General features: G+C 56.8%; 21 protein-coding genes. 17 read left to right on the forward strand and 4 right to left on the reverse strand.

Annotated features, from left to right (window positions below):
• Positions 1-957, reverse strand: a complete 957-nt coding sequence (locus tag CA948_RS08895) for a LysR substrate-binding domain-containing protein (RefSeq protein ID WP_108727827.1) — start codon at positions 955-957, stop codon at positions 1-3.
• A gap of 384 nt (positions 958-1341) precedes the next feature.
• Here CA948_RS08895 and hcaE point away from each other — a divergent pair, with 384 nt between their 5' ends.
• The 14 genes from hcaE to CA948_RS08965 all read left to right on the forward strand — a co-directional run bounded on the left by hcaE (position 1342) and on the right by CA948_RS08965 (position 14661).
• Entirely contained in the window at positions 1342-2700 is a 1359-nt protein-coding gene (gene hcaE, locus CA948_RS08900; RefSeq protein WP_094197434.1) for a 3-phenylpropionate/cinnamic acid dioxygenase subunit alpha, read from the forward strand.
• Positions 2697-3245 carry a 3-phenylpropionate/cinnamic acid dioxygenase subunit beta gene (gene hcaF, locus CA948_RS08905; RefSeq protein ID WP_094197435.1) on the forward strand — a complete coding sequence of 183 codons (549 nt, stop codon included), beginning with the start codon at positions 2697-2699 and terminating at the stop codon, positions 3243-3245. Before hcaE ends, hcaF begins: the two co-directional genes overlap by 4 nt.
• 28 nt (positions 3246-3273) lie before the next feature.
• Positions 3274-3594 (forward strand): 3-phenylpropionate/cinnamic acid dioxygenase ferredoxin subunit, encoded by a 321-nt coding sequence (hcaC, locus tag CA948_RS08910; RefSeq protein ID WP_094198412.1) that lies wholly within the window; start codon positions 3274-3276, stop codon positions 3592-3594.
• On the forward strand, positions 3591-4406 hold the full coding sequence (gene hcaB, locus CA948_RS08915) for a 3-phenylpropionate-dihydrodiol/cinnamic acid-dihydrodiol dehydrogenase (protein ID WP_094197436.1): 816 nt from the start codon (positions 3591-3593) through the stop codon (positions 4404-4406). Before hcaC ends, hcaB begins: the two co-directional genes overlap by 4 nt.
• On the forward strand, positions 4406-5701 hold the full coding sequence (gene hcaD / locus CA948_RS08920; RefSeq protein ID WP_234354330.1) for a 3-phenylpropionate/cinnamic acid dioxygenase ferredoxin--NAD(+) reductase subunit: 1296 nt from the start codon (positions 4406-4408) through the stop codon (positions 5699-5701). Before hcaB ends, hcaD begins: the two co-directional genes overlap by 1 nt.
• A gap of 19 nt (positions 5702-5720) precedes the next feature.
• Positions 5721-6668, forward strand: a complete 948-nt coding sequence (locus CA948_RS08925) for a 3-carboxyethylcatechol 2,3-dioxygenase (RefSeq protein WP_094197437.1) — start codon at positions 5721-5723, stop codon at positions 6666-6668.
• Between the two features lie 32 nt (positions 6669-6700).
• On the forward strand, positions 6701-7555 hold the full coding sequence (locus CA948_RS08930) for an alpha/beta fold hydrolase (RefSeq protein WP_094197438.1): 855 nt from the start codon (positions 6701-6703) through the stop codon (positions 7553-7555).
• A 1-nt stretch (position 7556) separates the two neighbouring features.
• Positions 7557-8354 carry a 2-keto-4-pentenoate hydratase gene (gene mhpD / locus CA948_RS08935; protein WP_108727828.1) on the forward strand — a complete coding sequence of 266 codons (798 nt, stop codon included), beginning with the start codon at positions 7557-7559 and terminating at the stop codon, positions 8352-8354.
• A gap of 25 nt (positions 8355-8379) precedes the next feature.
• Positions 8380-9327 carry an acetaldehyde dehydrogenase (acetylating) gene (locus CA948_RS08940; protein WP_035272042.1) on the forward strand — a complete coding sequence of 316 codons (948 nt, stop codon included), beginning with the start codon at positions 8380-8382 and terminating at the stop codon, positions 9325-9327.
• A 17-nt stretch (positions 9328-9344) separates the two neighbouring features.
• Entirely contained in the window at positions 9345-10379 is a 1035-nt protein-coding gene (gene dmpG / locus CA948_RS08945; RefSeq protein ID WP_094197440.1) for a 4-hydroxy-2-oxovalerate aldolase, read from the forward strand.
• Between the two features lie 141 nt (positions 10380-10520).
• Positions 10521-11765, forward strand: a complete 1245-nt coding sequence (mhpT, locus tag CA948_RS08950) for a 3-(3-hydroxy-phenyl)propionate transporter MhpT (RefSeq protein ID WP_094197441.1) — start codon at positions 10521-10523, stop codon at positions 11763-11765.
• A gap of 370 nt (positions 11766-12135) precedes the next feature.
• Positions 12136-12753, forward strand: coding sequence for a hypothetical protein (locus CA948_RS08955; protein ID WP_108727829.1), 618 nt, complete (start codon positions 12136-12138; stop codon positions 12751-12753).
• Positions 12754-13073: 320 nt separating this feature from the next.
• Positions 13074-13256, forward strand: a complete 183-nt coding sequence (locus tag CA948_RS08960) for a hypothetical protein (RefSeq protein ID WP_026484623.1) — start codon at positions 13074-13076, stop codon at positions 13254-13256.
• Positions 13249-14661 carry an amidase gene (locus CA948_RS08965; protein ID WP_108727830.1) on the forward strand — a complete coding sequence of 471 codons (1413 nt, stop codon included), beginning with the start codon at positions 13249-13251 and terminating at the stop codon, positions 14659-14661. The genes CA948_RS08960 and CA948_RS08965 overlap by 8 nt, the downstream gene beginning before the upstream one ends.
• Positions 14662-15361: 700 nt before the next feature.
• Here the strand turns inward: CA948_RS08965 and CA948_RS08970 are convergent.
• Positions 15362-16699 carry an aminotransferase-like domain-containing protein gene (locus CA948_RS08970; RefSeq protein WP_108727831.1) on the reverse strand — a complete coding sequence of 446 codons (1338 nt, stop codon included), beginning with the start codon at positions 16697-16699 and terminating at the stop codon, positions 15362-15364.
• A 184-nt stretch (positions 16700-16883) separates the two neighbouring features.
• Between CA948_RS08970 and CA948_RS08975 the strand changes: the two genes are divergently transcribed.
• From CA948_RS08975 to CA948_RS08985, 3 genes are all read left to right on the forward strand, one after another.
• The gene (locus CA948_RS08975) at positions 16884-18083 is read left to right on the forward strand and encodes an MFS transporter (protein ID WP_094197445.1); all 1200 of its coding nucleotides are present in this window, start codon (positions 16884-16886) and stop codon (positions 18081-18083) included.
• A gap of 315 nt (positions 18084-18398) precedes the next feature.
• Entirely contained in the window at positions 18399-18761 is a 363-nt protein-coding gene (locus CA948_RS08980) for a hypothetical protein (protein WP_108727832.1), read from the forward strand.
• 8 nt (positions 18762-18769) lie between these two features.
• Positions 18770-20011, forward strand: coding sequence for an FKBP-type peptidyl-prolyl cis-trans isomerase N-terminal domain-containing protein (locus tag CA948_RS08985; RefSeq protein WP_159086130.1), 1242 nt, complete (start codon positions 18770-18772; stop codon positions 20009-20011).
• A gap of 116 nt (positions 20012-20127) precedes the next feature.
• Here the strand turns inward: CA948_RS08985 and CA948_RS08990 are convergent, their stop codons facing one another.
• Together CA948_RS08990 and CA948_RS08995 are read right to left on the reverse strand one after the other, a co-directional pair.
• On the reverse strand, positions 20128-20880 hold the full coding sequence (locus tag CA948_RS08990) for an SDR family NAD(P)-dependent oxidoreductase (protein WP_108727834.1): 753 nt from the start codon (positions 20878-20880) through the stop codon (positions 20128-20130).
• A gap of 37 nt (positions 20881-20917) precedes the next feature.
• Positions 20918-23719, reverse strand: coding sequence for a DUF3141 domain-containing protein (locus CA948_RS08995; RefSeq protein WP_108727835.1), 2802 nt, complete (start codon positions 23717-23719; stop codon positions 20918-20920).
• Positions 23720-23728: the final 9 nt, after the last annotated feature.

Below are 23728 nucleotides of genomic sequence, written 5' to 3' on the forward strand. Positions count from 1 at the left end.
CTACATACAGGCTATTTTGCTGGGTGCCTGTTTCAAATGACTGCTGGCCGCGGAGGGTCCTGAACCATGCCAGCGTGCCAGCTCTCGTATGCGCTCTATCAGGCTGGCAGCCGCTTCGCTCATGCTGCCTGTCTCTCGCGGGTAGGCCATCAATAACTCGCAACGCGGGCCGCCGCCAATCAAGGGTCGTGACACCACGTTCTTGGGCATGAAGTATTCCGCGTAGGTTGGCAACAAGGTGTAGCCCAATCCAGCCGCGACCAGATTAATGCTCATCAGGGGGTTGGCCGAATTGTAGGTATGCTCGGGCACCACCTTGTGATGGGCCAGATAGCGAGCCAGCACATCGTGCATGGAGCGGCCATAAGAGCGATCCACGGCAATCATGGGCAGGCGGTTCAAACGCGCCGGAGGAATCAAGCTATACGCTTCCAGGCGATGACCTTTGGGTAGATAGACCCGCAAGGGCTCATCCAATACCACTTCACTACAAACATTGGTGGCTCGCACCGGGCCACGCATGAAAGCCAGATCCAGTTCCCCTCGGGCCATGGCGCCTTCTTGCTCGTTGGATGTCAGGCTACGCAGCACCACATCCACCTGGGGGAAAGCCGCCCGAAAAGCGGGCAATACCGCTGGAAAGATACGCACCTCTGCCGCCGGGACAAAGCCTATCGTCAGCACTTCCCTGGCTTGCGAAGCCGCCTTGCCCGCACGTATCACCGCCTCTTCCACTTTTTGCAAAATCTCGCGGGCGTCATCCAGGAAAACGGCTCCGGCCTCCGTCAACTCGACCTTGCGACGAGTACGGTTCAACAAGGGATAACCAATATCCTCTTCCAGATTGCGGATCTGCTCACTCAAGGAGGGTTGAGAGGTATAGAGCCGCTCAGCAGCACGGGTGAAATTCAACTCTTCCGCGACTGCAACGAAGTAACGCAAGTGTCGCAATTCCAAGTTAGTCTCCTGTCAAATTAGTCGCCCTGTCCGGCTCTGACCCGAACAGCATAGGGCTCGGCCTGCGGTATTTCTCCCGAACAAGCCGTTCTTGCAAGCACTATTGTCGCTGCTCCAAAGGCGTTACAAGCGACTGCGATTTTCATTGCTGCAGCGCAGCAATTGGGATTCTCGTAAACCCTAAGTACCTGTAAAGCCGCATCAATATTGGCCTTCAGACTTAAACCCTATACATGCCAGGGTCTTAAAGCCGACTTATCGGGTTTGCCGATCACCCGATCTAAAGCAAGTATTGGTCGAATTCATTTCAAGCTTCTACATTTTGCCGTTGGCGACAAAAACCTGTTTCGCAAAAGCACGCATTGCAATAGCGAGGAGCAAGCGATGGGAATCAACCCTGAAAAAATCGAAGCCTTGGTCGATGCACGTAATGGACGCGTTACCCCTTCCATTTACACCGACCCGGATATTTATGAGCTGGAGCTGGAGCGCATCTTTGGCCGCACCTGGCTGTTCCTGTGTCACACCAGCCAGATCCCCAAAGCGGGAGACTTCTTCAATACCTATATGGGCGAGGACCCGATTATCGTTGTCCGTCAAAAAGACGGCTCGATCAAGGCCTTCCTGAACCAATGCCGACACCGCTCGATGCGCGTGTCCTATGCCGACTCGGGCAATACCAAAGCCTTTACCTGTCCTTACCACGGCTGGAGCTATGGCACCAACGGCGATCTGGTGGACGTACCGCTGGAGCCGCGCGCCTATCCGCAAGGCTTGTGCAAGGAAAAGTGGGGTCTGCAAGAAGTGACCCGCGTCAAAGTATACAAGGGTCTGGTCTTTGGCAACTGGGATGCGAGCGCTCCTGATCTGGAAGAATACATGGGCGATATCGCCTGGTATCTGGACGGTGTGTTGGACCGACGCGAAGGCGGGACTGAAATCATTGGCGGGGTTCAGAAATGGACCATCGAATGCAACTGGAAATTCCCCGCTGAGCAATTCGCTTCCGACCAATACCACGCTCTGTTCTCGCACGCTTCTGCTGTGCAGGTGCTGGGCCAAAAACCGGGTGACGAAGACAAGGCGCTAGGTGCCGGTCAAACCGCCCGCCCTGTCTGGGAAACCGCCAAAGACGCCGTCCAATATGGCCAACGCGGCCATGGCAGTGGCTTCTTTTTTACCGAACAGCCCGATGCCAACGTGTGGGTAGACGGTGAGGTCTCGCAGTACTTTCGCGACACCTATGCCGAAGCGCACGAGCGCCTGGGCGAAGTGCGTGCCCTGCGTCTGGCTGGCCACAACAATATGTTCCCGACACTGAGCTGGCTGAACGGTACCGCAACGCTGCGCGTCTGGCATCCACGCGGCCCGAACCAGGTGGAAGTCTGGGCATTTTGTATTGCCGATGCCGCCGCTCCCGACAATGTGAAGGCGGCCTTTGAACGCAGCGCCACCCGCGCTTTTGGTCCTGCCGGATTCCTGGAGCAGGACGACTCCGAGAACTGGGCTGAGATCCAAAAAATCCTGCGTGGCAAACGCGCCCGTGGCACCCAGTTGTGCATGGAAATGGGCCTGGGTAACGAAGGTCTGCGTAGCGACGGCGTGCCAGGCGTCACCAACTACATCTTCTCCGAAACCGCCGCTCGCGGCCTGTACAAGTACTGGGCCGACCTGATGGTGTCCGAGACCTGGGATGAAGTCCTGGAGCGCAGCCGCGTCTACGAAGAGGAGTTGGTGAAATGAGCGCCGTCATTGAAGAACCGACCCAAACAGCCATCGTCGATATGCAACTGCATCATGAAATTGCTGACTTCCTGTACATGGAAGCCGAGTTGCTGGACGACTGGCAGTTTCGCGACTGGCTGGACCTGCTGTCCGAGGATGTGCACTACCACATGCGCAGCACCACCAATGCGCAAACCCGCGACCGTCGCCGCAGCGTGCAGCCACCCACCACCTGGATCTTTAACGACAACAAGTTCCAACTGGAACGTCGCGTCGCTCGCCTGGAAACCGGCATGGCCTGGGCCGAAGAACCCCCTTCGCGCACCCGCCACTTTGTCAGCAACCTGCGTATTCGCCCCACTGCCGACGGCCAGGGTTACGAAATTCGTAGCAACTACATCCTGTACCGCGCCCAGAAAGAGAAGGACGAGACCTGGTACGCCGGCAAACGCCTGGACTATGTACGCCGTGCAGACAACCGCTTTGGTTGGGAGCTGTATGAACGCGAGATCGTTCTGGATCAAGTGGTCATTACATCCCACAACCTGAGCGTTCTGTTCTGACCCTGCTCACTTTCCGATGTTGATTGATATGACACGCATTACCGCATGTGAAACCGGTGCCCTGGCCGATGGCGAGGCACTGAAGATAGACACTCCCGACCGTCAGATTGCCCTGTTCAATATTGATGGCACCTTCTATGCGACTGACGACCGTTGCACACATGGCAACGCGTCCATGTCCGAAGGCTATGTCGAGGACGATGGCACGGTGGAGTGCCCACTGCACGCTGCCCGTTTCTGCCTGAAAACGGGCGCGGCCCTGTGCCAACCCGCCACCGAGGCGCTACGTACCTATCCGGTGATCATCAGCGAAGGCATGGTCTATATCGATCTGGAGGCCCAGGCATGAACGGCTGGCTACAAAACGAAGTCGCTTTGATCACCGGCGGCGGCTCAGGCCTGGGTCTGGCATTGGTGGAACGCTTTCTACAGGAAGGCGCATCCGTGGCGGTACTGGAACGCTCGGCAGAAAAATGTGCCGATCTGGAACAGAAGTTTGCAGGCAAAGTGCTGGCTATCCAGGGCGATGTGTGCAGCGCGGCGGACAACCAGAAAGCCGTGGCTGCCACGGTTGCCCGCTTTGGCAAGCTGGACTGTTTTATTGGCAACGCCGCAGTCTGGGACCACGGTGCCCGGCTGATCAACACCAGCATCGAGCAATTGGACACTGGCTTTGACGAGCTGTTTGCCATCAACGTCAAAGGCTATCTGCTCGGTGCCAAGGCAGCCGCCGCTGAACTGGTTAAATCCTGCGGCAGCATGATTTTCACCTTAAGCAATTCGGCCTTTTACGCCGAAGGCGGTGGCCCGCTCTATACCGCCAGCAAACATGCAGCGGTCGGTCTGATTCGCGAGCTGGCGTTTGAGCTGGCCCCTAAAGTGCGTGTCAACGGCGTGGGGCCCTGCGGCATGAAAACCGATCTGCGTGGCCCACAAGCCTTGGGCCAGCAAGATACGCGCATCATGGACTCGCGCTCGCCCGACGCCATCAAAGCAATTTTGCCCCTGCAATTCTTTCCCGAGCCTGAGGAATTTACCGGCCCCTTTGTGCTGCTGGCCTCGCGCCAGAACAACCAAACGCTGACCGGCGTCATGATCAATGCCGACGCAGGCCTGGGAATACGCGGCATACGTAATGTGGCCGGTGGACTGGAGCTGTGATGCAGACACCTCATATTGTGATTATCGGGGGGGGACAAGCCGGAGCCACGGCCGCCGCTGAACTGCGCCGCCGTGAATTTGCCGGGCAGATCACCCTGGTCGGTGAGGAGCCGTACCTGCCCTACGAGCGTCCGCCCTTGTCCAAAGATGCCTTGTTGGACCCGGACAATGTGCAGCTCAACGTGCATCCGGAACGCTTTTACACCGAGCAGAACATCACCCTGAAACTGGGGGTTCGTGCGGATACGATTGATGCTCAACAAGGCTGCGTCACCCTATCCAATGGCGAAACCCTAAAGTATGACAGCCTGTTGCTGGCTACCGGCGCACAAGCCCGCCGTCTGCCCGAGCTGGACGCGCTGGGTTCGGTATCGCATGTCTTGCGTACGCTGGATGACGCCAACCGTATCCGTGCCCAGCTCAAGCCTGGCAGCCATGTATTGCTGGTCGGAGCGGGCGTTATTGGTTTGGAACTGGCCTCCAGCCTGATCGCCTTGGGTGCCAGTGTAGAACTGATTGACCCCGCCGCCCGGGTCATGTCGCGCAACGCACCGGAAGTCCTCAGCCAGTATCTGCAGACCGTACATGAAGCGCGTGGCGTGCGCTTTCACCTGGGCACACAGGTCAGCAAGGCCCACCTCGACCAAGAACAGAAAGTCGTGCTGACACTGGACAATGGCCAGCAGTTGCAAGGCGACCTGCTGATTTACGGTGTCGGTGTGACGATTGATACCCGCTTGGCCGACAGCGCCGGATTGCACACCGAACAAGGTGCCATCGTGATTGATGAGCATGGTCGCAGTTCCCAGCCTGCCATTTATGCAGCGGGTGACACTACCGTGCAAATCGGTATGGATGGACGCTGGCAACGGCAAGAAACCTGGGAAAACGCCAATCATCAAGCCTGCATGGCCGTCTGCCACATGCTCAACCAGGAGCCGGCTCAGGCCAGCCCGGCTTGGTTCTGGACAGACCAATGCGATATGAACATCCAGTTTGCCGGGGATATGGCCGCTGCCCACTGGATTGTGCGCGGCGATCTGGACACGCCTCCTTTTGTCCTGATTGGTCTGGACCCCGAAGGGGCCATCTGTGGAGCCATCACCGTCAATCAAGGCCGTGACATGCGCCCGCTTAAAGAGCTGATCGAACACCGGGCTGTCCTGCCGCTGGAAGTCTGGAACGACACTGCCCAGAACCTGCGCAACCTGGCCAAACAAATCGCACAGGCAACAAACAGCCCAGCCGCAATCGCTGCAGTGGCAGTCGAAGCAGCGGCCCCCTTACACCCATAATCAGAGTCAGGAGACTGGCATGCAGGCACACCTGGAGTGTCTTTCACACACGCCGTTGCTGGGTCACCACGACCCGGCCCAAGCCGTACTGGACGAAGTTTTTGCGGTACAGAAAGCCGCCCGCGAACGTGTCGCGGCTTTCAAACCTGATCTGATCGTGCTGTTCACTCCCGATCATTTCAACGGTTTTTTCTACAACGTCATGCCCAGCTTTTGCATAGGCACGGGCGCCCATGCCATTGGTGATTTTGACAGCCTGGCCGGACGCCTGGACGTGCCCTTCGAGCTGGCGACACAATGCGCCACCCATGTGATCAATAGCGGCGTGGATGTGGCCATTTCGCACGATATGCAGCTCGATCATGGTGCCGCCTATCCGCTGGAACATCTGGTGGGTAGTCTGGATCAGTACCCGGTCATCCCGGTGTTTATCAATTCGGTGGCCGCCCCCTTGCCGACCTTCAAACGTGCCCGTTTGCTGGGCGAGGCCATCGGGCAATGGGCCCGCTCGACCGGCAAGCGCGTGCTGTGGATCGGTTCGGGTGGCTTGTCGCATCAACCTCCTGTGCCGGTGTATGCCGAGGCACCCGATGCCGTGCGTCGCTCGCTCGATGGCGAAGGCTACACGCTCTCGCCCGAGGCGCGTGCTGCCCGTACACAACGCACCATTGATGCCGGCAAAGCCTTTACTCAGGACCCTTCTGTTCTGCACCCACTCAACCCCGAGTGGGACCAGGGCTTTCTGGATCTGCTTCAAACACAAAGCTACCAACAGCTCGATGAAGTGGCGAACGATGACGTCTCGGCACTGGCCGGGCGCAGTGCCCACGAGGTTAAGACCTGGGTGGCCGCTTTTGCCGGACTGTCAGCCTATGGCCCTTATGAAGCGGGGCATCGCTATTACCGCGAAATTCCCGAGTGGATTGCCGGCTTTGGTGGCTTGTCCGCCCATCCGCGCCAGAACTGAAATCCACCACAACAAAACCTCAGGAGATTGTCATGAGTCTGAATGAATCTGATTACAGCCGTTTCGCGACCGTGGTCGAGGAAGGCAAAGAACTGCGCATCCATTACAACGATTTGGGCCAGGGTGAACAGACGGTCGTCATGTTGCACGGCTCAGGCCCCGGTGCCACCGGCTGGGCCAACTTCAACCGCAATATTGAACCGCTCACGCAAGCTGGCTACCGCGTATTGCTGATCGATTGCCCTGGCTGGGGCAAGAGCGATTCCATCGTCAACAGCGGTTCGCGCTCAGACCTGAACGCCCGTGTGGTGAAAAGCATTATTGACCAACTGGGCATAGACAAAATCCACATGCTGGGTAACTCCATGGGCGGTCATAGCTCGGTTGCCTTTGCCCTGACCTGGCCTGAACGTGTGGCCAAGCTGGTTCTGATGGGTGGCGGCACGGGTGGCATGAGCCTGTTTACTCCTATGCCCAGCGAAGGTATCAAGCTGCTGAACGGCCTGTACCGCGAACCCACGCTGGAAAACCTGAAACGCTTTAACAATGTGTTCGTGTTCGACGCCAGTGTGCTGACCGACGAGCTGCTGCAAGCGCGCCTGAACAATATGCTCAGCCGCAAGGATCACCTGGAAAACTTCCTGAAATCGCTGGAAGCCAACCCACGTCAGTTCCCAGATTTCAGCCCGCGTCTGCCCAGCATTAGCGCTCCTACCCTGATCATCTGGGGTCGTCAGGATCGTGTTGTGCCTTTCGATACCGGCCTGCGCCTGCTGGCAGGTATCCCCAATTCCGAGCTGCACGTCTACAACCAATGCGGTCACTGGGCGCAGTGGGAACATGCCGAGAAGTTCAACCAGTTGGTTCTGGATTTCCTGGAGCGTTGAGATGAGCGAAACATCCAGCGATCTGCTCGACACCCTGGCCAGCCGTTTGCGCCAGGCCGAGAACAGCAGTCAGTCCATCGAGCCGATTCGCAGCCTGATTGGTGAAGACAATGCCGAGGCAGCCTACACCATCCAGCGCATCAATATTGCCCGAGGTCTTGCCCAGGGCCGTCGCCTGACAGGCCGCAAGATTGGCCTGACCAACCCCAAGGTCCAGCAGCAACTGGGCGTGTCGCAACCCGACTTTGGCGCCCTGTTTGCCGACATGGCCTATGGCGATGGCGAAACCGTTCCTGTCGAGCGCGTCCTGCAACCGAAGATCGAGGCTGAAATTGCCCTGGTGCTGGATCGCGACCTGCCCCATGCCGACACCAGTTTTGGCGATGTCGCCGCCGCTGTGGGCTGGGTCATGCCCTCGCTGGAAATCGTCGGCAGCCGCATCGCCAACTGGGATATCCGCTTTGTGGATACCGTGGCCGACAACGCCTCCAGCGGTCTGTACGTGCTGGGCGGTCCGGCCCGCCGCCTGGACGGTCTAGACCTGCGCAATGCCCGCATGAGCCTGCATCGCAATGGAGAACTGGCCTCCAGTGGCAGTGGTGCCGAATGCCTGGGCCACCCCTTTAATGCCGCCGCCTGGCTGGCTCGCACCATGGCCAAACTGGGCGAACCGCTACGGGCCGGCGATCTGATTCTGACCGGTGCCCTGGGCCCGATGGCACCCGTTGCCCCCGGCGATCATTTTGAAGCCGTGATCGAGGGCATAGGCTCGGTATCCGTCACCTTCAGCGCAGGCTAAGTCCTCTTTGTACGGAGTAACACACATGACAAACCCCAACGGCATTGCCGTCGCCATCATTGGCTCGGGCAATATCGGCACCGACCTGATGATCAAGGTGATGCGCCAAAGCAAACACCTGAAAATGGGCGCCATGGTCGGTATCGACCCGGCCTCCGATGGCCTGGCCCGTGCGGCCCGCCTGGGCGTGCCCACCACCCATGAAGGCCTGGACGGGCTGTTGAAGCTGCCCAACTTCAAGGACATTCGCATCGTGTTTGATGCGACCAGCGCCGGTGCCCACGCCCGTCACAATGCCGTCCTGCAAGAGCACGGCATCCAGGTGATTGATCTGACACCTGCCGCCATTGGTCCATACACGATCCCGGTGGTCAACCTGGACGACAATCTGGACGCCCCCAACATCAATATGGTGACCTGTGGCGGACAAGCCACCGTGCCCATTATTGCGGCCGTCTCGCAAGTGACCCCGGTGCATTATGCCGAAATCATTGCCTCGATCTCGTCCAAATCGGCTGGTCCGGGCACCCGCGCCAATATTGACGAATTTACTGAGACCACTAGCAAAGCCATGCAGGTCGTGGGCGGTGCCACCGTGGGCAAAGCCATTATTGTGCTCAACCCGGCCGAACCACCCTTATTGATGCGCGATACCGTCTACACCCTGAGCGATCCGGGCAAGGAAGCGGAAATCGAACAATCCATCCAGCGCATGGCCGACAAGGTGCAGGCCTACGTGCCGGGCTATCGCCTCAAACAAAAAGTGCAGTTCGATGTCATCCCCGAGGACAAGCCCATCAATGTGCCTGGTCTGGGATGGCGTTCCGGCCTGAAAACCTCGGTGTTTATCGAAGTCGAGGGCGCGGCCCACTATCTGCCCGCCTATGCCGGCAATCTGGACATCATGACCAGTGCGGCATTGGCCTGCGCCGAGCGTCTGGCCCAAACCCGCCTGCTGACGCAAACCGCATGACACGCAAGGACACCACAATGGCACACGATCCCAACAAAAAACTCTATATCTCCGATGTGACCCTGCGCGACGGCAGCCACGCGGTGCGTCATCAATACAGCGTGCAAAACGCCATGGATATTGCCCGTGCCCTGGACCAGGCCAAGGTCGATTCCATTGAAGTGGCCCACGGCGATGGTTTGTGCGGCTCCAGCTTTAACTACGGTTTTGGCGCGCACACCGACCTAGAATGGATTGAGGCCGTCGCCTCGGTTGTCACGCACGCCAAGATTGCCACCTTGCTGCTGCCCGGCATTGGCACCATCCACGATCTGAAGGCTGCCTACGACGCCGGTGCCCGTACCGTGCGGGTGGCCACTCACTGTACCGAGGCCGATGTCAGCAAGCAGTACATCGAATATGCCCGCAATCTGGGCATGGACACGGTGGGCTTTTTGATGATGAGCCACATGACGACCCCGCAACACTTGGCCGAACAAGCCAAGCTGATGGAAAGCTACGGGGCGACCTGCTGCTATGTGGTCGATTCAGGCGGTGCCTTGAACATGAATGATGTGCGTGACCGTTTCCGCGCCTTCAAGGACGTGCTCAAGCCCGAGACCGAAACCGGCATTCACGCCCACCACAACCTGTCCCTGGGTGTGGCCAACAGCATTGTGGCCGTGGAAGAAGGCTGCGACCGTATCGATGCCAGTCTGGCGGGCATGGGCGCAGGAGCCGGCAATGCGCCCTTGGAAGTGTTTATTGCTGCCGCCGCACGCATGGGCTGGAACCATGGCACGGATCTGTACACCTTGATGGATGCAGCGGACGACATTGTGCGCCCCTTGCAAGATCGCCCCGTACGCGTCGATCGCGAAACCCTGGCCCTGGGCTATGCAGGCGTGTACAGCAGCTTCTTGCGTCACAGCGAAGTGGCCGCACAGAAATACGGCCTGAAAACCGTGGACATTCTGGTCGAACTGGGCAAACGCCGCATGGTGGGCGGTCAGGAAGACATGATCGTGGACGTGGCTCTGGACTTGCTGCAACGACAGGGCACCACGGCCTGATTTCAAAAAACTAAAAAGTTCTACCCCCGGCTCACCGCCGCTTTATCGCGCGATGAGTCGGGTTTCTGCACCCTGAATTCGGGGCGGGCAGGTGGCAGAAGCAAGAAAAAAAACGTCCCGGTAAACCGAGGAGACATTGAAATGACACAAACCCACGGCCGCAAGCACGCGGTCATTACGGTGGCGATCTGCTTTCTGATCGCTGTTATCGAAGGCATGGATATCCAGGCCGCTGGCATTGCCGTGAAAGGCGTGGCGGCAGAGTTCGGTCTGGATAAAACCTACCAAGGCTATTTTTTAAGCGCAGGCATTCTAGGGCTACTGCCCGGTTCGCTCATGGGCGGACGCTGGGCAGATAAATACGGTCGCAAAGCCGTGTTGATTGCCTCAGTCGCCATCTTTGCCCTGTTTACCTTGTTCACCGCCTGGGTCAACAGCCTGGCCACCTTGTTGCTGGTGCGCTTTCTGGCCGGTGCTGGTTTGGGCGCAGCCATGCCCAACCTGATCACCTTGGCTGCCGAGTCCGTCAAACCAGAACACCGTGCCCGCGCCGTGGGCATGATGTATGCGGGCATGCCCGTTGGTGCAGCCATCTTGTCGCTGGTAGCCGCTTCCAACTTTGGCGAGAACTGGAAAAACATCTTCTACCTGGGTGGCTTGCTGCCTCTGCTGGTCATTCCCGTGATGGTGTGGCTGCTGCCTGAGTCACGCGAGTTTTTGCAAGCACGCCAGAATCGAACCATCGTACAAGGCCGCTTCCAGGACCTGTTCAGCAATGGTCTTGCCGCCCGTACCCTGCTCTTGTGGGTCAGCTATTTCTTCACATTGATGGTGGTGTATCTGATGCTGAGCTGGCTGCCCTCCCTGTTCCAGGAGCTGGGCTTTAGCCGTAAACAAGGCAGCACCGCCCAATTCTGGTTCATGGTCAGTGCAACCGTGGGCACCGTCTTGCTGGGCTATCTGACAGACCGCTGGCACAAGGCTTTGGTCATCGCCCTGATGTATGGCGGAATCCTGGCCGGTTTGCTCAGTTTGAACGGTGCTTCCGGGCTGGAGCAGATGTATTGGGCCGCCGCCTTGACTGGTGCTTTTGTGATCGGCTGCCAGGGTGTCTTGTATGCCTTTGGCGGCATCGTCTACCCCACTGCCGTGCGTGCCACGGGTGTTGGCACCGCCGCCGCAGTAGGCCGTATTGGCGCCACCCTGGGCCCCACCATTGCAGGCATGTTGCTTAGCCAGGGCTATGGCGCTGCTGGTGTAATCACCTCCGCCATCCCCTGCATTATTGTCTCGGCACTGTGCATGTTCCTGGTGGTACGTCAGATCAGTCAGGAGCAGACACAGGCATCCGGCACCTGCGCCCTGCCTGCAGCAGGGAAAGCCTAAAAGCAGAGCGGATTGCAGACCAACACCAAGCTGTGTGGTCCGCAGGGCAATCCTTCCATAAGCAGCCCTTGTGCTAAGGCTGCTGCCAACCAAGCGAAGGCACTACAGACATGAGCCGCCCCCCAACGCCGAAGCCCGTATTCGACTTTGGGGGCGGCTCGAAATGGCACAGCCATCTTTTACAATGCCATGCCTGTTTTGCCCAAGCAGACTGATCGGCGGTCATCCCTGATAAGAATGAAAACAAGAATAAAGAATGACGGGATACAATGGCCGGCTGCTACTTTGACAGCATTTTTCTATAGCCTGGCCTAACCCTGCTGCGGGGAAACAAGAACAAGGCGCCAGGCCCAGCACGGAAACACGAGTGATGGACACAGTCATACTTCTTCTGATCGCCGCTATTGCCCTTCATTTTGTGCGGGCACGCTATCAACGCGGGCGCATTATCTTGCTGGGCCACCATCTGAGCAGCTTTCAGTTGGAACGCCACATGGAAACGCTGACAGAAGGCTATACCCGTGCGATTGGCGAACAGGATCTCTCGCGCCAACAGCAGGTTCTGGACATGTTTGCCCAGACTGAAAACGCCGTGGCTACCCAGATTCAATCCTTGGCCGATGCACTACAAAAAGAACCGGCAGAAAACACCCGTGTGGGCATGTTGCCTTTTTGTGTGCCTTACGCAGAACGAATCATCCCGTCCATGACGCGCGACTTTCGCCAGCTTTTGCAGATTCATGCCGCAGGTTTGCGCCATGTTGTCGACAATCCCGAGCAGTTGGACCCCAAAAGCCGTGCCTATCATTTGTCAGCCGAACTTTATCTGTTCCAACATAGCTGTCACTGGTTTTGCAAGTCCAAAACCGTGGCCGATGCACGCTTGCTAGCACGCCATAAAGTCACGCATCAAAAAGTACTGGAGTCCGTCTCTGCCCAGACTCGCCACGCGTATTTACGCTGGCAGCAGGGCGCCAGCCAGCAATAAGGAAGCATGGGGTGCTGGGGGCACTGGAACTCCTTGCACCAGCCGGGCTCAAGGCGCATCGGCAGTCTCTAAAACAGGCGACGAAATACACTATTACGGATGGTTGTAGACCCACTGGTAAACCCCAGTATGTTTAGCCATCGATATTTTGTAGATTAAATAAGCAGACATCTTCGTCTGCCAAAACAGATGCATGCGCTGCCAACGTTGCCAGCGACATGCAGGCAATAAAGCCTCACTCCCTGACACCAGGGGTGGGGCTTTTTTTGTGCGCGCGATTTATGCATGCCTGTTTTATGACCACCACAAGGAGAAGACAAATGACGGTAAGTGTGAAAGACGCCTTGGCGGCGAAAGGGATACATCCCAGCCCCCAGCATCTGGAGAAGCTGGAGGTCAAATGGCGTGAGATCCAGGCCATGAAAGGCAATTTGGAAGGCATTGCCATTGACGATGCAGACGTAGCCATCAAACACCTGGCCGGAGGCGACCACCATGAATAAAGACCTACTTGAACTGAGCGTCATTGAACTGGCGGACAAACTGCGCAACAAAGCTGTTTCCCCTGTCGAAGTGACTGACAATCTGCTGACCTACATCGAGCAATCCAACAAGCAAACTAACGCCTACATCTCCATCACCGCCGAGCAGGCCAGAAAAAGTGCCAAGCAAGCCGAACAAGACATCATGGCCGGCAAGTACAAAGGCGTGTTTCACGGCGTGCCGCTAGCCCTAAAAGACAATATTTACTTTGCGAACGAGGTCACTACCATGGCCTCCAAAATCCACAAAGACTTTGTCTCCAAAGACGATGCGACCGTGGCTACCAAGCTGCGCGATGCCGGGGTGATCTTCACCGGCAAACTGAACATGCACGAATACGCCTGGGGCATCGACAACAACAACCCGCACTTTGGCGCCGTCCACAACCCCTGGAATGCCGACCGCGTCCCTGGTGGCTCCAGCGGTGGCTCGGGTGCAGCCGTGGCCTCCCACAGCTCCTACAACACCCTGGGTACTGACACCGCCGGTTCCATTCGTATCCCATCGGCTGCATGCGGCATCGTCGGCCTGAAACCCACCCATGGTCGCGTCAGTAAATTTGGCGTCTACCCGCTGGCCTGGACCCTGGACCACGTTGGCCCCATGTCCAAAACCGTCGCGGACGCCGCCGCCATGCTGGAGGTGATTGCCGGTTTTGATGGCCGCGACCCCACGTGCGCCAAGGTCCCGGTCGGCTCCTACCTGAACGCGCTCAATGGGAATGTCAAAGGACTGCGCATCGGCATCATCGAAGACTATTTCTTCAAGAACGTAGACGCCGGTATCGAAAAAGTGATCCGTGACCGCCTGGCCGACCTGGAAAAACAAGGGGCCAAAGTCATCCCGCTGAACGTCCCCGCCCTGCGCTACTCCGAATGGGCCGAACTGGCAGTCAGCCTGACCGAAGCCGCCACCATCCACCACCAGGACCTGATCAAGCGCCCCGAGGATTTTGGCGGCGACATCCGCTTCCTGTTTGAACTGGGCGAACTGTTCAGCGGCATCGACTACCTGCAAGCCCAGCAAGTACGCCGTGCGTTGAAACAGCAATTTACCGCCACCTTCAACGACGTAGACGTCATCATTGCCCCCACCCTGCCTTGCCAGGTACCCAATATCGGCACCGATACCGTCAATATCAACGGCAAAACCCTGGACTTCATCGATGAAGGCATCCGCTTTACCGGCCCCAGCAATCTGACCGGCCTACCCGCCATCACCGTACCCGCCGGTATATCTGAGGGCATGCCCGTGGGCCTGCAAATCATCGGCCCCGCCTTTGAAGAAGCCCGCATCTTGAACGTCGCCTACGCCGTGGAAAACATGAAACCACTGGCAGGACACCACCCCGTCCTGAAACCGTAAGCTAAACCAAGCCCCACAGGAACAAGCCCCTGTCCGCCAACCGCAGACAAGGGCTTTCTTTAGTAAAGCGACTAAAAGACGCAATCTGTTCAGCTTGGACCCAGCTAGCGAAAACAACAAAAATACGACTCTGAGCTATCTTCGTCTTTCAGCACCCCAAGCTGGACGCCAAACACGTCGGGCTACTCCTTGTCGGCTCAGTCACTTAAGTGGACTCAGACCGTTTGATCCCACCCAAACTGGCCCGACACCCCTCACATCCAACCAAGCCAGGCAAAGACAAAGCATCCACCACCAGTTCAAAGCCAAAGCCAAAGCCAAAGCCAAAGCCAAAGCCAAAGCCATCAAAATCGTAAACACAAAGGGACTCTATTTTCTTTCAATAAGCCATTCACGTTCGCCCCGTGGCTGAGCGGCGAGTCAGAGTTCTTGCCGCGGGCGATGGCGGGATACGGGGGGCAAGCGCCCTTCTGTTCGCGCCCGACGCTTGTGATGTGTCCGGGGGACACATCACCGGGCAAGTTAAGGGCGCGCCCGTATCCTGCAATTGCCAAGGGGACCGACGCGCAGCGTCGGCAAGGACTCAGCCGCTCAGCCCTGGGGCGAGCCCGAATGGCGTCTTTCAGAACGCCCCCCCTGCTACCAACCCGAGGCACTTCAGACAAGAAAACAATCTAAACGAAGTCAAACAGCGCAGGCATTACACCCACCCCAAACAAGGCATTACCTCCTGCGTCAAATGCGCCACATTCAGGCGCATCCTGTCCCTGAAATCCTTGTCTACAGCAAACGAGGCCCCCGGCATCAGCAAGATCCCCTGCTGTTCCAGCCTCTCTATATAAGCCGTCAAATCCGGCATATCCGGGTGCCCAACCCACAAAAACATCCCGCCCTGCGCTGGAACCTCAAACACCCAGCCATATTCCGTCAACGCCTTTTGTGCAATGTGCTGATGCGTCATCAACTGCCGCTGAATTGCCTGCGTATGTTTCGCATAGGTGCCATCGGCCAAAATGGTATTGACGAAACGCTCACAAAACCCTGGCACAGCCACGCTGGTCAACAACTTCAAACGAATCAAAGGATCGAGCAACGACGTCCCACAGGCGATATAGCCAATCCGCAAAGAGGCCGACAAGGACTTGGAAAAACTGCCTATATAAACCACATGCTCCAAATCTCCCAGCCCCGCGAAAGTCTGCCGCACACCGGGGAAGAAATCCCCATACACATCATCCTCGACAATCAGGAAATCGTGCTCCGCCGCCAGCTTGACCACGGCAAAAGCCACCTTGGGACTTAAGCCCGCCCCAGTCGGATTATGAAAGGTACTATTGCAGAAAAACGCCCGTACCTTGTGCGCCTGCAGAATCTGCTCCAAAGCCGCCACATCCGGTCCATCGGCCAGGCGCGGCACACCGACAGGCACACCCCCACACAAGCGGATCAGCTTGATCAGGTTGCTGCTACAAGGCTCATCCACCAGAACATAATCACCCTGACGAATCACTATTCGCGCGATCAGATCCAACGCTTGCGTCGCACCTAAGGTCGTCACAATTTGCTGGGGGGACACCTCAATCAAGGTCGATTGCCGCAACAGCATGGACAACTGCTTGCGCAGCGGCAGATAGCCCTGAATATCTCCATACTCCACCAGACCACTGCGCCCCGAGCGCGCCGTCTTGCGTATAGCCTTGGCCAAGGCATCCGTATCCCTCCACGGTACAGGCAACCAACCACAACCCAACTTGCACTGCTCGGGCTTGGCCTGCAAGATCTTGAGCAAAGGGTCCCGTGCCGCTTCACAAGGGGACAGAGGCAAATGCTCCCCCAAACCAGACCAGCGAGCCACAAAATAACCGCGACCTTGCAATGCCTCCAGCATCCCCTGGCCAACCAGACGGGTGTAGGCACTGACCACGGTGTGATGGCTCAGGTTTTCTGTCGCCATCATCTTGCGGATGGACGGCAACGGCTGCCCCACCGCCCATTCACCCTGAACAATCGCTTCCTTCAGACGCTCATAAAAATCCATGCTGCCTGCCTCTTAACACTGTTAGAAAAAATTAACTAACAGTTTTCAGGATAGTACACCCACTGTTCGAGACAAGCGCATCGTGAACATACAAAATGGTCCCCACCGTTTTCACGCACTCAGCCACCGTTGGAGCCGAGACAGTCGTTCCCCTTGAAAGGTCTATCTATCACCGCGCAGCACCATGACATCCACTCATCTTCCATCTCGAACCTACCTGTATTTCCTGGCCCAATCCATCAACCTGACTACTGCCGTCATGTCCGTCACCATGGCAGCACTGGTCGGCGGCAGTCTGGCGCCCGAAGCCTGGCTATCGACCGTGCCTTACGGTTTTCAGTTCCTGTTTGTGATGCTGTTTACCCTGCCTGCGTCCAAGCTGATGGCCGCCATAGGCCGAAAAAAATCCTTTCTGCTGGCCTGTCTGCCCTTGGCCGCCTCTGGCGTGGTCGGTTACTGGGCAATCGAAATGAAGCAGTTTTCCTGGCTGGTGGCCTCACATGCCCTACTGGGTATTTATATTGCCTTTGCCAACTTCAACCGCTTTGCCGCCACCGACGGGCTTAGCGCCGCGTTAAAACCGCGAGCCATTTCCTTGGTCGTAGCCGGAGGGGTGATTGCCGCCGTATCGGGCCCTTTGCTGATACGGGGTTTGAAAACCAGCAGCTTTGGGCCCGAGTTTGCCGCCTGCTATGCCGCTTTCACCGTGTTGGCCGTCGTCTCATTCATTCTGAATCTGTGCATCAAACCCATACAGCCTGCTCAACAGGCTGCACGCAAACCAGGCAACCGTGGCCAGACCTTAAGCCTGGTACTGCATAACAAGACACTGGCCATCGCCATTTGCATCGCCGCGATTGGCTACGGCATCATGAACCTGCTGATGATTCAGGCCTCCATGCACATGTCCCACCTGCATGTACATTTTTCAGATATCAGCACCGCGATTCAATGGCATGTACTGGCCATGTTCGCCCCTTCTTTCTTTACCGGCTTTCTGATTCAGAAGTTTGGTTTGAAAACCATTGCCATTACCGGTATTTTGCTTTTGCTCTTGAGCAGCCTGATCAACATCGTGGGCCACAGCTATACGACGCTCAGCCTTTCCTTATTGATTCTAGGCTTAGGCTGGAACTTTACTTATGTGGGTGGCAGCGCCTTGCTGACACAGGCCCTGGAAGGCAAACCGCACTCTCTGGAAGTACAGGGTGTGAATGATCTGGGGGTTTCCATCTGCGCCACACTGGGGGCCTTCGCTCCGGCCTTTCTGTTCAGCTTTGCTGGCTGGGGCGGCACCAATATTCTGTCCGCCATTATCTGCCTGGTGCTATTGCTGCTGTCCCTGCTCTATATCCAGCCCACAACGACAAGCACCAAGCCTTAGAACCGGGTCTGCCAAGATCACAACAGACTCGCCGTTATCGATGAAATCGCCGCTGACCTGTATGGAAAGCGGCGATTTTTTTGCCTGCATCAATAATCGAAAGCCATGAAAATCAGATAGTTCTTACTTCGCAAGCTGAATCTGCATGTTCCAATTTCATGCACACAACACGCTAATGCAAACTGCCTCTATTCGAACGGACCATCGCCTAAACAGGCGCCAGGCCCACCATTTTCTCGGTTTGCAGCACGGCTCGAATTCAATGCTCGCCCCTCAAAAAACGGAATAAAGATAGTCGAACATCTCGAGGAATTTATGCGATTTACCTTTCCCGGTGCGGCCATTGTGGCCGCCTTTATTTTATCTGCTTGCCAAGCCACCACCCCTACCCACACGACTGAAGCGCCCATTGCCTCCAGCCAGGAAGATAAATGCTATCAAGAATTCGCCGCGCTAAAAGATCTGGATCCGCTTGCCTACGAAAAATACCGACAGCAAATGCAAACTATTGACGAGAATTTTGGCGTCTACAAATCCAATGAAGCATTGATTGATGAAAACGCCTCTGAAGTCATGCTGACCGAAGTCAATAAGATGCTATCTCTGGTTTGTGTCCGGATTAATAACGCTGTCTATTCCAACATGATGGATCGCGTTCAAAGCCTGAACAAGCTATGAGAAAGTACATGAACGCAGCACTTTGCTGCAGTTTGCTGCTGTTTTACGAGGCGTCCCATTCGGTTGGCACTGGTCTTCTGGACCGCTTGGCCCATGAAAACATCATTGGCGATGGCCTTGCCCGCCCGCAAGGGGACGAGCACTCGGCACGAGCCAACGCCATCCCCGTCACACCGAACACCACAAACCAGGCCGAGCACCATGCCTTACTCAGAAACGAGCTGCATCAGGCCAACACACAACTGATCGCCTTACAACAACGCTTGTCAGATAGCGAAAACCTGAACAGCCAACTGCAACAACAGTTGCTGCAACTACACGCAGAGCCAGACGGCTCCATGATCTTGGCCCCCATTGCTCTCGATCAGGAACAGAACCTGGCGCGCATCAAGGATTTAAGTCAGCGCCTGGAACAAGAGCTGAACCAGAAACATGCCCTGGAATCAGAGCTGGAGAATTTGCAAAAAACTCGTGGCCACGACCTGCCCAATGGCCTGTCACAAGACAGCAGGCAGGCTGCGATTGAAATAGCCTCTCTCAAGAAAGACATTGACGACCTGAAAGCAGCAAAGCAAGACTTGCAGCACCGGCTGGTCGCACAAGCTCTGACCTCAAACCAGGCCGAACCCACTGGCGTGCCCAGGCGCATGATTGTAAATAATGCGGCATCAGCCGATGTTCGTCTTAGCTACGCCATCGGTACCTGGTATGCCGACAGTGCGCCACACGAGACACAGAAACTGGCCTCTATCGGCAAGAAGCTAGATTTACAAGCCTTCTCCCAAGGTTTTAGCGACAAGATAGACCAGCGCCTGCAATTGTCCTCCAGCATCATTTCCGTAGAACTGGCCAATGTCGACAAACTATTGGAACAGGCCATGCTGTCCAAGAACGAGAAACAGGCCCAATCGGTTCTGGCTGCAGCGGCGGCAGAAAAGGGGGCAGTCAAAATGCAGGATGGCACGGTTTACAAGATCTTGAACAAAGGCAAAGCACCCATGGTGACCGCCAGCAGCGACATCTTGTTTGAGCTGGACGAAGAGCTGGGAACAGGGGAAATACTGGCCGCCAGAGAAAGCAAAACCAGCCTGACTAAAGATTTGCCCCCCTTATTTCAAAGCATCGTCAAACAGCTAGGTATTGGCGGTTCTGCAAGAGTCCATATCCCCATCACCGAGGCTCATGCAGGCACCGGAGTGCCGCCCGGTTCGGTATCAATTACCACTATCAGGATCATCGGTGTGAAATAAGAAAAATGCCGATACTCGTATAAAAATCGAGTATCGGCATCTTGACTGGTTTAAGTCCCAAGCTACGGTGGCGGATTCATGCCTTCAAACGAAAAAAGAACTTCTACCATGATCGCTTACTTGGCGGTATACCCGCCATCGGCCACCATACACGCCCCCGTCATGAAACTGGCCCCGTCCGAGAGCAGGAAAGCAATCGCGTGGGCAATTTCATCGGCATGACCCAAACGGCCAATCGGATGTTGGTCCACGAGTGCTGCACGGGCGGCATCATCTAAACCCGACAGAATCGGCGTATCCACATAACCGGGGTGGATGGTGTTGATGCGTACACCTTTGGAGGAATACTCCAGCGCAGCCGAGCGGCTCAAGCCAATCACCCCGTGTTTGGCGGCGTTGTAGCCGGGCAAAGTGGGGTTGGCCACCAGCCCCATGATGGACGACATATTGACGATAGCGCCCCCGCCGGCGGCCAAAATGGCGGGGATCTGATAGCGCAGACCATAGGCCACGCCGTTCAGGTTGATGTCGATCAGGCGACGCCAGCCGTCCAGATCCATCTCGCCAGCCGGGCCGGAATCCCCGGCCACACCGGCGTTATTGACGGCAAAGTGCAAAGCACCGAAATGTTCAATAGCGCCATCAACAGCGGCTTTCAGCTGATCGGGCTGAGTCACGTCGGCCACGTTCGCCACCGCCTTGCCACCGGCCTGCTCAATTTCCTTGACCACGGCCTGGACCGCGTCGGCCTGTACATCAGACACCACAACCGACAGACCATTGGCCGCCAGCAGGCGGGCCGTTGCGGCACCGATACCCGAAGCGGCGCCCGTCACCAGAACAGAATGGCCGGAAAATGAGTACTTCATACTGACAACTCCTTCAAAAATTCACTGGAACCCAGTCTCAAGACTTGCGCTGACGAGTCCTGGATGCAGCACCCGTGCTGGCAGGCTTGGTGGCCGCCACCTTGCCTTGCCCGGATGCTGGCAAGGAGGTCGTTGCAGGCTTGGCGGCGGATTTGCTTGCTGGCGAGGCAGGTGCTGACTTGACGGCTGGAGTCCCGACAGCGCTAGTTGCTTTACCCGTTTCCTTGCTGGGTTCTACCGATTTAGCCTGAGGTTTAGCCATGGCATTACTCTTTGCTTTTGTAGCGGCACCGACCTTGGTCTCCCCTACGGAGCGAGAGACAGGCTTGTCAACAGCGGGCTTAGCCGCCGCGTGAGCCGGAATGCCTGCCGTGGTTTGGGCAAGCGGTTTTGTTGCTGGCTTGGCGGCTGCTTTCACTGGCGCTGTTGCAGCTGTTTTAGCGCTCGTACCTGTTGACGATGTGCCCGTCGATTTCGCAGCCGTTTTCCTTACTGGCTGGGCCGTCCTTGGCTTGGCGGACGCAGGAGCAGCCGACTTCCTGGCCACTGCTGGCGTCGTTTTAGCAGCGGCTTTCGTTGTGACCTTGCTGGCCGTTTCGGCAACGGGTTTGTCGTCCGCACTGCTCGACTTCCCGCCCTGCTCTTGTTGTTTAGCCGCTGCCTCGAACAAGCCCAACACTTCTTCAGAGGCCTTGACCACCGCCTCGGGGGCGGCATCCTGCTCGTCAATCGCACTGATCAGTTTCTTGATCAGGGACGCTACCAGACGGATTTCCTCTGGCTTATGTTTGCTCAACAGATGCGGAATCGCTTCTACGGCCTTATGACCGTGGTGCGCCAGCACCAAGGCTTGCTCGCGAATCGCTGCGCGCATTTTTTCAATATCAACGTGGCCCGTATCGTACTGCTCGCGCAAGCGCATGGCGGCATGGTGATAACGCTCATCAACGCTGTGACGCTGTTTGGCAATATGGAACAAACCGCGCAGTGCCGCTTCCAGCAAACCGCCCTCGTTCAACAAACCGTCCAGCCTGTGCATTTGCTGACGCACAAATGCCAGATGCTCAGGCGAGCTGCCAGGATGCGGGCGTGCCGGTGCAGAATCACCCGGCGCATGCCCTGCCAAGGCCATCAGCAAAGGCGAACCATACACCGTGTCAAACCAGATCTGATAAATACTGTCGCGACGGTCGCGGTAATTATTCAAGACCCGTTCCATGGCTTGGGAGAAATTCTCTTGCGCCTCCAGAAACAGATTGTCTTTGTCGACAGTCTGACGCTGCTGGCTAATGTTCTCGGCCCATTGATGAATCGTAGCGGCCCAAGGATGGGTGCTGGTCCAGGATTCGTAGGACAGGCGCATGGGATGCAAGGTTTCCAGCAGTGCAGCGGTATAAGGCGTGGTCAAAGCTTTGACCCACGGCTGTAAAGTGCTCTTGTAGAAAGCCAAATTGATTTCCGACAAGCGTGCAGCCGCAGCAAAGCGACGGTCTGACTCAGGGTCAGGTTGCACAATCTCGGCAATTTCAGCCAGATTGCTTTGACGCACCGACATCAGATACGGGTCGTTCAGCAAGGTGTCGTCGTCAGGTGTTTCCTCGACGGTGGCCCGATAAATACCAGCAGGCAGTAGATCAATTTGATCAATGGTGCTGGCAAACTTACGGTGCTCTTTGCTGCCTACACTGCCCGACACAAAAATACCTAAATGCCCGATACGATCATGGGTCGTAAATACAATGGTCTGGTCGTGACTGCGTACATCATCGTCGTCCAGATACAGGTCGGTAATCCAGCCCAGGGCCTGTGCTGGTGGCGTGATGTTATCGCCAAAGGAGCTGAACACCACAATCGGTGAACGGATATTACGCAGATCAATACGGATGCCATCTGAAGTCAGTAACTGAGCCGTAGACAGCTTGTTGCCGATGAACAGATTGTCCACGATGTACTGCATTTCCACATCGTTCAGAAAGACATAACCGCCCCAGTACTTCTCGAAGCCGATATAGCGTTCGGCCTCAGTGTCTGCCTTGGCGTACACGTTGTACTGCTTGGTCCACAAGGTATTGGCAGGGTCCAGGTTCTCGAAGTTCTTGACCAGCCACGCGCCATCAAAACGGCCATTGCCCAGATCGCTGGTCATGGCGGTCAACCAGCTCCCCCCCAGCAAACCTCCGGCATAACGCATGGGGTTGCGACCGGCCCAGTAGGACAGGGGCGCGCCGGCCAGAATCAGCGGGCCAAACAGCTCCGGCCAGACAGCAGCAGCCATCATGACCTGCCAGCCTGCCTGACAATTGCCGATCACTACCGGCTTGCCCTGACTTTCCGGATGCAGTTCAGCCGCTTTGCTGACAAAGGCGGCATGAGCACGCATCACGTCCTCGACCGTCTGGCCGGGAACAGGGTCAGGTAAAAAACCGACGAAATAGCAAGGGTGCCCGGCTTGCAGCGCAGCACCGATTTCACTGTCGGACTTAAAGCCACCGATGCCCGGTCCATGCCCGGCCCGGGGGTCTACCACCAGGAAAGGACGTTTGCTGGGATCGGTAGGCTGATCATCCGGTGCCAGAATGCGCACCATCAGATAGTTAACGGGTCGGGGAAGAGTCAGACCCGACATGACCAGTTCAGCCGGGAAGTTCAACACATTGGGCACGTCAAGCTTGCGTTGGGCCTGGTACTGATCCCCGACCTGACGCTCGATGTCGGCATACAGAATGGTGCGCTGCCAGGCATCCACAAAGTACGAGGAGACGGTCTGACCCAGGTTCCAGGGATTCATCATCCAGGAGGACCAAGCCGTGCTGTCATCACGAGACTTATCTGTCATCATCTTCTCCCT

The organism is Alcaligenes aquatilis, assembly GCF_003076515.1.
Classification (GTDB): domain Bacteria; phylum Pseudomonadota; class Gammaproteobacteria; order Burkholderiales; family Burkholderiaceae_B; genus Alcaligenes; species Alcaligenes aquatilis.

Excerpts from the sequence above, each read along its gene's own strand:
- hcaE (WP_094197434.1), top strand. The coding sequence starts at position 1,342 with ATGGGAATCAACCCTGAAAAAATCGAAGCCTTGGTCGATGCACGTAAT.
- hcaF (WP_094197435.1), top strand. The coding sequence starts at position 2,697 with ATGAGCGCCGTCATTGAAGAACCGACCCAAACAGCCATCGTCGATATG.
- hcaC (WP_094198412.1), top strand. The coding sequence starts at position 3,274 with ATGACACGCATTACCGCATGTGAAACCGGTGCCCTGGCCGATGGCGAG.
- hcaB (WP_094197436.1), top strand. The coding sequence starts at position 3,591 with ATGAACGGCTGGCTACAAAACGAAGTCGCTTTGATCACCGGCGGCGGC.
- hcaD (WP_234354330.1), top strand. The coding sequence starts at position 4,406 with ATGCAGACACCTCATATTGTGATTATCGGGGGGGGACAAGCCGGAGCC.
- CA948_RS08925 (WP_094197437.1), top strand. The coding sequence starts at position 5,721 with ATGCAGGCACACCTGGAGTGTCTTTCACACACGCCGTTGCTGGGTCAC.
- CA948_RS08930 (WP_094197438.1), top strand. The coding sequence starts at position 6,701 with ATGAGTCTGAATGAATCTGATTACAGCCGTTTCGCGACCGTGGTCGAG.
- mhpD (WP_108727828.1), top strand. The coding sequence starts at position 7,557 with ATGAGCGAAACATCCAGCGATCTGCTCGACACCCTGGCCAGCCGTTTG.
- CA948_RS08940 (WP_035272042.1), top strand. The coding sequence starts at position 8,380 with ATGACAAACCCCAACGGCATTGCCGTCGCCATCATTGGCTCGGGCAAT.
- dmpG (WP_094197440.1), top strand. The coding sequence starts at position 9,345 with ATGGCACACGATCCCAACAAAAAACTCTATATCTCCGATGTGACCCTG.
- mhpT (WP_094197441.1), top strand. The coding sequence starts at position 10,521 with ATGACACAAACCCACGGCCGCAAGCACGCGGTCATTACGGTGGCGATC.
- CA948_RS08955 (WP_108727829.1), top strand. The coding sequence starts at position 12,136 with ATGGACACAGTCATACTTCTTCTGATCGCCGCTATTGCCCTTCATTTT.
- CA948_RS08960 (WP_026484623.1), top strand. The coding sequence starts at position 13,074 with ATGACGGTAAGTGTGAAAGACGCCTTGGCGGCGAAAGGGATACATCCC.
- CA948_RS08965 (WP_108727830.1), top strand. The coding sequence starts at position 13,249 with ATGAATAAAGACCTACTTGAACTGAGCGTCATTGAACTGGCGGACAAA.
- CA948_RS08970 (WP_108727831.1), bottom strand. The coding sequence starts at position 16,699 with ATGGATTTTTATGAGCGTCTGAAGGAAGCGATTGTTCAGGGTGAATGG.
- CA948_RS08975 (WP_094197445.1), top strand. The coding sequence starts at position 16,884 with ATGACATCCACTCATCTTCCATCTCGAACCTACCTGTATTTCCTGGCC.
- CA948_RS08980 (WP_108727832.1), top strand. The coding sequence starts at position 18,399 with ATGCGATTTACCTTTCCCGGTGCGGCCATTGTGGCCGCCTTTATTTTA.
- CA948_RS08985 (WP_159086130.1), top strand. The coding sequence starts at position 18,770 with ATGAACGCAGCACTTTGCTGCAGTTTGCTGCTGTTTTACGAGGCGTCC.
- CA948_RS08990 (WP_108727834.1), bottom strand. The coding sequence starts at position 20,880 with ATGAAGTACTCATTTTCCGGCCATTCTGTTCTGGTGACGGGCGCCGCT.
- CA948_RS08995 (WP_108727835.1), bottom strand. The coding sequence starts at position 23,719 with ATGATGACAGATAAGTCTCGTGATGACAGCACGGCTTGGTCCTCCTGG.